Source organism: Dietzia sp. SLG310A2-38A2 (assembly GCF_014145095.1).
Classification (GTDB): domain Bacteria; phylum Actinomycetota; class Actinomycetes; order Mycobacteriales; family Mycobacteriaceae; genus Dietzia.
The window spans coordinates 1-6,921 of sequence record NZ_JAALDX010000339.1 but is presented as its reverse complement, the minus strand read 5'-3'; the positions used below and the strand labels follow the sequence as shown (position 1 = coordinate 6,921).

General features: G+C 68.2%; 8 protein-coding genes. 3 read left to right on the top strand and 5 right to left on the bottom strand.

All coding sequences use genetic code 11. The features are described 5' to 3' along the window. On the bottom strand, window positions 1-1,195 hold a 1,195-nt coding region (locus G6027_RS19495), incomplete at its 3' end, for a WXG100 family type VII secretion target (protein WP_182637423.1). Then, complete coding sequence (locus G6027_RS12255) at window positions 1,192-1,746, bottom strand: DUF3558 family protein (protein WP_346995725.1); 555 nt, start codon at window positions 1,744-1,746, stop codon at window positions 1,192-1,194. The genes G6027_RS12255 and G6027_RS19495, both read right to left, overlap by 4 nt. A 155-nt stretch (window positions 1,747-1,901) precedes the next feature. On the opposite strand from G6027_RS12255, the gene G6027_RS12250 reads away from it, so the two are divergent. The 3 genes from G6027_RS12250 to G6027_RS12240 all read left to right on the top strand — a co-directional run bounded on the left by G6027_RS12250 (window position 1,902) and on the right by G6027_RS12240 (window position 4,657). Next, window positions 1,902-2,936, top strand: a complete 1,035-nt coding sequence (locus tag G6027_RS12250; RefSeq protein ID WP_346995724.1) for a hypothetical protein — start codon at window positions 1,902-1,904, stop codon at window positions 2,934-2,936. A 12-nt stretch (window positions 2,937-2,948) separates the two neighbouring features. Further along, the gene (locus tag G6027_RS12245) at window positions 2,949-3,197 is read left to right on the top strand and encodes a hypothetical protein (RefSeq protein ID WP_182637421.1); all 249 of its coding nucleotides are present in this window, start codon (window positions 2,949-2,951) and stop codon (window positions 3,195-3,197) included. A gap of 77 nt (window positions 3,198-3,274) precedes the next feature. After that, complete coding sequence (locus G6027_RS12240; protein WP_182637420.1) at window positions 3,275-4,657, top strand: HNH endonuclease signature motif containing protein; 1,383 nt, start codon at window positions 3,275-3,277, stop codon at window positions 4,655-4,657. Window positions 4,658-4,700: 43 nt separating this feature from the next. Here the strand turns inward: G6027_RS12240 and G6027_RS12235 are convergent, their stop codons facing one another. The 3 genes from G6027_RS12235 to G6027_RS12225 are packed head-to-tail and all read right to left on the bottom strand — an operon-like array spanning window position 4,701 to window position 6,835. Continuing rightward, window positions 4,701-5,561, bottom strand: a complete 861-nt coding sequence (locus G6027_RS12235; RefSeq protein ID WP_346995723.1) for a cytochrome c biogenesis CcdA family protein — start codon at window positions 5,559-5,561, stop codon at window positions 4,701-4,703. Then, window positions 5,558-6,169 carry a TlpA disulfide reductase family protein gene (locus G6027_RS12230; protein WP_182637419.1) on the bottom strand — a complete coding sequence of 204 codons (612 nt, stop codon included), beginning with the start codon at window positions 6,167-6,169 and terminating at the stop codon, window positions 5,558-5,560. The genes G6027_RS12235 and G6027_RS12230 overlap by 4 nt, the downstream gene beginning before the upstream one ends. A gap of 3 nt (window positions 6,170-6,172) precedes the next feature. Next, window positions 6,173-6,835: a histidine phosphatase family protein gene (locus G6027_RS12225; protein WP_182637424.1), complete on the bottom strand. Its 663-nt coding sequence runs from the start codon at window positions 6,833-6,835 to the stop codon at window positions 6,173-6,175. Between the last annotated feature and the right edge of the window lie 86 nt (window positions 6,836-6,921).

Genomic DNA, 6,921 nt, shown 5'->3' with positions numbered 1-6,921 from the left:
CTGCGCCGCTCCGCGAGGCCAGAAACGCCTGCTCGGTGGTGGCGTCGGTGGCGGTGGGCAGGATCGTCGTCGTCGCCCCCGTGTCGGCGCCTGCACCGCCCGCAACGATTCCCGCCGAGGCCCCTCCTCCCCCGGCTGCGGAGAGGGCGGCTTCGCCGGGCGCGGCTGGACCAGCGGGTCGCACCACCCCGTCCACGTTCCACGCCGAGACCAGGTCGAGCCCGCTCGCGCCACCCAGCGCCGACGTCGAGATGACGCGGTACGGGCTGGGTATATCCAGGTCGGTGAGGTTCGCGTCCATCACGGCGGGACTGTAGACGGTGTTGACGATCGCTCGTGCCTGCTCTTCGGCAGCGTCCTGGGCTGCGGCCATCGCGGCGGCGGATTCGAGCGTCGGAGGGCCGTGGACGTAGCCGTAGCCCGGGGTATTGACCTGGGCGGCCTGGAGCGTTGCGGACTCCTCGCCGATCCGCGTCTTGGTGGTGCTGAAGCCGTCCTCGGCGGTGCTTGCCTTGGTGGCTACTTTTTCGAGGACCGCGGCCAACTTCTCGACCGATTCGGTGAACGATCCCACCGAGGTGCTGGCTTGAGTAGCGAATTCACCCTGCCATTGGCTGCCCAATGCGTTGCCGAGGCCGCTTCGCAGGTCGGCCGCCGCGGACTGGAGGCTTGTTGCGACGGCGCTGACTCGATCCCGAACTTGCTGGAACTGCGCCGGATCCAGAGCTTGCGCGCCAGAGACCATCTTCGCCAGCGGGGCGCCCGACACCTCCTCGGGCCCGACGCGGTCATACCCGCGCGGCGCACTGAGCCCCTCGGCGGCGTCCAGCATCACGAGGGTCGACCCGAGTGAGCCCATCAATCCCAGGCTCTGCAGCCCGGCCGGCTCCTGCGCCGCCTTCCCCAGCGCCGCTGCCACCGCCTCGTCCTGCGCCTCGATCAGCCCGCCGGCGGCGGCGAAGAGCATGGCCATGGCCTTGGCCTGATCCACGTATCCATTCAGCAGCGTTCGTAGGTCTTCCCCCACGAACAGCGAATACACAGTGCCAATTTGCCGGGCCGTGTCGAAGGCGCCGGGAAATGAGCCTTGACTGACAATCATCTCCCCTGTGAAGTCCTGGGCTATTGCGCTAATAAACTCATCGCATTGACTAACGCAGGATTCAGCAACCTCGACTTCAATATGAACGCTCACTGAAAATCCCCTTCAGGCACCAAGTCAATAAGAGGCAGTACTACCTGATCGATAACTTCACACGCCTTAGCGAAAATATCGCCCTTGAATTCGTTGAGACCCGTGACGAGGTCCAACCGCATCCAAATCGACCCGCGTGACGTGAAGAATAGCTGAACACAGGAACTGTCGAACACATCGCCCCTATCGGCAAGCCGAAGACCGACTCTCTCACCAACTCGCGCTTGGGATCCTTCTACTTCAAACGCACTATCCACCATGTAGTCGTTTCGAGATTTCCACGTCGCTAAGAGACTGAGTTGCACTTCATCGTTTCCCCAACCGCAAGAGATCAGCGCACCAGGTTCGCGATTGGAGAACTTCGATATTTCGACCACATTCGAACCGACCCCCTCCTCCACCGCCTCGATGGGAATTTCGGCGCACGGATCGAAGAGCGCCGGTCGCTGCTCGATCGGCAGATCCCAGGGGTTGCTCGACTCCTCGGCGGCCGCTCGGCTCGTCGTCGTCGCCTGGTCGTTGTTCTGACTCACGCCGCACGCGGACAGCACCGCGCACGCCGCGAGCGCGGCGGCTGCTCCTCTTAATGTCCCCACGATCTGTTTGACGCCCCGACGAACCGGATGGTTCCACCCGATTCCCGCCGTCCCCTCCAGCGAATCTCCTCACCGATGGAACCGACCGGTGACATGCCCCGTCGTACCTGGTGACGGAACACGAGGCGCGGGAGGGGGACCGGGTGGGTTATTCGGCGGGCGCGGTGCGGCGGTGGGACGCCGGTGGTCTGACGACGGCGAGTGTGGCGAGCTCCGGCCGTCGTTCCGTCGCCGAGGAAACGCGCGAGGCCCTGTCCCAGGGACGCCACAGCCTCGCCGCGGGCTGGGAGGGCATCGCCGCCGACGCGGTCCTGGACGCGGTCGATTCCGAGCAGCGCCATACTGCGGCACTCGCCGGACTTCTTGACGACCTGACCCAGACTCTCGGCCAAGCCGGCAACGCGCTCGGCCCTGCGGTGCAGGTGGTCCGAGACCGACTCTCCGAGGCACAGGCTCACGGACTGGTCGTTCTCGACGATTCCCTCTCACCAGCGCCGGGCCGCGACGACATCACCCAGGCCGAGGTCGACGGCCACGCGGAGGCGATCGAGCAGGCACTCGACGTCGTGGCCTCACTCGACCAGCTCTACGGACGAAAGCTCGACGAAATCGCCGCCCGACTGAACGACGCGGTCCCACTCGAGCCCGACCGGGGCCCGATCCCCGGCCCGGACGATCCCTGGCCCGGTGTCGCGGTCGACGCGCTTACCCGCGCCATGTCCGCGGGGCTCCCCAGGCGGGCCGATGAACTCGACCCCCTCACCCGCGGTCGGCATGTTCTCAACCCCGCCCCCGACGACTACGGCCGGCAGGTCAGCGCCGGCCTCCGTTTTGTCGGAAAACTCGCGGGCCCTTTGGGCACCGGAATGACGGTGTACGACGGCCTGAATCGGTTCGCCCGTGGCGAAGGGGGCGCGGCCGAAGTCGCGACGGAGACCGTTGGCGCTTTTGGCGGCGGGGTTGTCGGCGGGGCGCTGCTGGGAGCCAGTGGCGGTTCCTACGCCGGACCCTACGGCGCGCTGGTCGGTGGCGGTGTCGGCGCGGCGGTGGGCTCCCCCATGGGCAAGAAGTTCGGCGACCTGGCGTACAAGTCCGTGACCGAACACCACGACCTGTTGCTCCGGCAGTACCACTACGCGATCTAGAGAGGACCCCTGATGGACCACACCGAGGACGAAAGAGAACCTGCAGATGTCGGCGAGGGGGCCGAGGCGGGATCGGACATCGACCCTCAACTGCAGCGCTGGGAGGAGCTGGACCGCCGGGTGGCCGCTCGCAGACAGCATCTCAAGTCGGTCATCCAACCGTCTGACGTAGTGGCTCTCATCGCGGCAGTCGTGATCTTCTACTTGACGCTGGCCTGGCTGTTCATCTCGCCGATGATCAAGGCGTTCTGGCCCTGGTAGGAGCGTACGGATCCGACGACCCGACCCCTGAGCTGCGTTGACGGACGGTGTCGTACCCAGGTGATCTAATCGAACACATGAGCGAGAACGGGGACGGTGGCACTGTGGGTGGAGAGTTGACGGCGATCCTCGCCGCACTCGATGAGCACCTACAACGCGACTGGACCCACGCCTCCCCGACACAGCTGCACACCGAGCTCGTCGCGCTCGAACAGGCCCAACGTCGGATCCGCGCGACCCAGGCCCGGGTCATGGCCGCGGTCCGGGAATCGGGCACCGCCCGCCAGATGGGCTTCGTCAATGATCGCCAGATGCTCACCGGTGGCCTGGGCCTGGCGCCCGGGGAGGCCCGTGGACGACTGGACGATGCCGGGATCGCCGACTCCGCTCGCATGCGCGCCAGCGGTGCCGGCACGGTCTCAGCTGGGCAGCTGCGGATCATCGGCAAGGCGCTGGCCGCACTGTCGGATGAGTGTGACGACGAGGTGCGCGATCGACTGGAACAGCAGCTGCTCGAGGCTGCCGAGAAGTCCACCACCCGGCAACTGCAGGACCACGCGCACCGGTTGCTCGACACCCTGGACCCGGGCCGCACCGAACGAGGCGCCGAAGAGCGGGCACGCCGCAGGTCGGTTTCCTGCGGCGGCCAGGGTCTGGACCTTATGGCCAGCGCCAGCATGACCATGGACCCGCAGTTGGCAGCCCTGATGCGCGAGATGCACGCCCGCTGGGGCCAGCCCGGCCGGTTGTGGCCCGACCCGGACGCGCCAGACACCCGCACCGACGGCCAACGCATGCACGACGCGATGGTCCACGCTCTGCACCTGGCACTGTCCGCCGACGCCCGCAAGACCGGAGCGCCGGCGGCGATCGTGGTGCGCATGAACCTCGACCAGCTCACCACCCTGGCCGGCTGCGGCCAGACCGACGGCGGGATCCGCGTTCCCGTGCCCCAGGCGCTGACGATGGCGCGCGGCAACCACTGGTTCCTCGCGCTGTGCGACCAAGAAATGGACCTCAAGCTCTACCGCAGCCGCAGAACCGCCTCCCGCTACCAACGGCTCGCCCTGTTCGCCGCGTATGGCGGCTGCACCCACCCGGACTGCGACCAAGACGCCAGACACTGCGAAGCGCACCACAGCGGAGCACCCTGGTCAGCCGGAGGGCTGACGAATATCGATCAACTCGCCCTGGCCAGCGGCGACTGCCACGCCATGATCCACGACACCGGCTGGAACACAATCCCCGACCGCACCGCACCGCAGGGAGTCAAGTGGATTCCACCCGCCGGCACACCGCGGGCCGCCGACCCACCACCGGCCAAGGCGGGACCGCAGCCGCTGACACCACTCGAGGCGCCGATCCTGCCGTTCGCACTGCTCCGCGACCTCGACCACGCGCTCACGGCGCGGATTACCGACGACAACGCAGACAGCCGTCCACAGAAGGCGGCGGCATGACCCCGCGCGTGAGGGCGGTATGACCCCGCCTGCTCGGTCGGGATCAGATAGGCAGGGTCGTGTCCGAGATGGCGAAGTCGCGGAGCCAGTCGATGAACAGGGCCCACGCGCCGGAAAGCAGCAGCAGGCCCACGATGATCAGCATCACGCCGCCGAACACCTGGATGGCGCGGGTGTGCTTCTGCAGCCACCCGACGGTACGCATCGCCCAGGTGGAACCGAAGGCCACCAACACGAACGGCAACCCCAGGCCCAGGCAGTACGCCACGATCAGCAGCACGCCCCGGGCCGCGTCGACACCCGTGCCGGCGGCCACCGAGAGCGCCGCAGCCAACGTCGGCCCGAGGCACGGCGTCCAGCCCAGCGCGAAGACGGCGCCCAACATCGGGGCGCCGACCCACGTCGAGAGCGCCTTGGGCTGCATGCGCGTATCCCGCTGCAGGGTGGGCACGAGGCCGATAAAGACGAGACCCATCAGGATCGTCACCACGCCGCCGAGGCGCTGCAGGAGCTCCTGCTGCGGCGCCAGGTACTGCACGGTACCCAGCACCATAGCGCTCAGCGCCACGAACACCACCGTGAAACCGCCCACGAACAGCAGCGATGCCACCACCACCCGCGTGCGCGACGAACGGAGGGTGCGGCGTTCGTCCACGGTCATGGTCGCCGTGGCAGCTCGCTGGCGTTCCGCGGCGGCCACGGTGACCGGGGGACGGTCGGCGCCTACGACACTGGCCAGGTACGCCACGTATCCGGGCACCAGCGGGATCACGCACGGCGAGGCGAAGGACACGAGCCCCGCCAGGACGCACGCGCCCAGCGCCAAGAGGATCGGGCCGCTGGCCACGGTCTGCTGGAAGGTCTCGCCCACGCTCTGCGCGAGCAGGATCATCTCCGGGTTCACACCGGCTCGACCTCCTCGGCCAGGATCGCGGACACGGTGTCCCGCAGCTTGTCATCGGTGATCTCGGCCAGGTACACGGCGGCCACCCGGTGCTGTTTGTCCAGGATGATCGTCGCCGGCACCACGGACGTCGGGAAGCCGCGAAGTGCGGCCACCGCGGCGTTGCTCGGATCCCAGATCGAGGGGAACGTGATGCCGTTGTCCTCCACGAAGTCGACGGGCTTCTGCCGGTTGGGGTCGCGCAGGTTGATGCCGAACACGGTGGCGCCCTGCGGCTCGAACTCCTCCTGCAGCCGCTGCAGGTCGTCGGACTCGGCGCGACACGGTCCGCACCACTGGCCCCACAGGTTGAGGATCACGACCTGCCCCTCGAAGTCCTCCTGGACGTTGAGCGTGCGATCGGGGTCCAGCAGATCCGGACCGGTGAGAGTGGAGACGGGTTTGCGCTCGGATGGGGGGTCGTAGTGGATCTCCAGCTGACCGTCCGGGCTGACGAACTCGAACGTCTCGGGGCCCGTCACCACCGCGTCTGTGCCGGTCGCGCAGCCGCCGGTGGCGAGGGCGCCCGCGAGGAACAGAGCGCCGAGCGCGGCCTTGGGGCGTCGCATGGTTCAGGCTCCTGTCTGCGACGGGTCGGACGCACCCGCCGGTTCGGAGTAGACGATGTCGCGCAGCGTGGTGCCCTCGAAGACCAGAGAGGTGATCGAGGCCAGCGAGCACTGCCGCGAACGGGGGTCGTGCCACAACCGCCGGCCCTCGAGGAACCGCCGCGTGGTGTACACGGGCAGCTGGTGACTCACCAGGACGGCCTCGTGGCCGCGGGCGGCATCGAGGGTGGAGTACACGGCCCCGATCATCCGGTGCGCGATCTGCAGGTACGGCTCGCCCCACGAGGGTCGCAGTGGGTTGACCAGGATCGGCCAGTACCGCGGGTTGCGCAGCGCCCCTCCCCGGCCGCCGACCTTGTTTCCCTCGAAGCGGTTGTCGGCCTCGATGATGTCGGCGTCGATCCCCACCGGCAAGCCCAACGCCTCGGCCAACGGGGCGGCGGTCTCCTGGGCGCGCTGCAGCGGCGAGGCCACGATCGACACGATGTCGTGCCCCTGCCCGAGCGTGCGGGCCACGGTCTCGGCCTGGCTGCGCCCCAGCTCGGAGAGCCGGAAGCCCGGCAGCCGGCCGTACAGCACGCCGTCGGGGTTGTGCACCTCTCCGTGGCGGACCAGGTGCACGATGGTCTGCGTCTCGGTCCCGCGGGCCGACGAGTCACGAGGTATCGACGACGACGAGACCGGCTCACCCGGAGCGGAGATCGTTCCCGGGGCGGCCCCGTACGCCTCGGCCCCCTCCTGCTGTCGCGGGG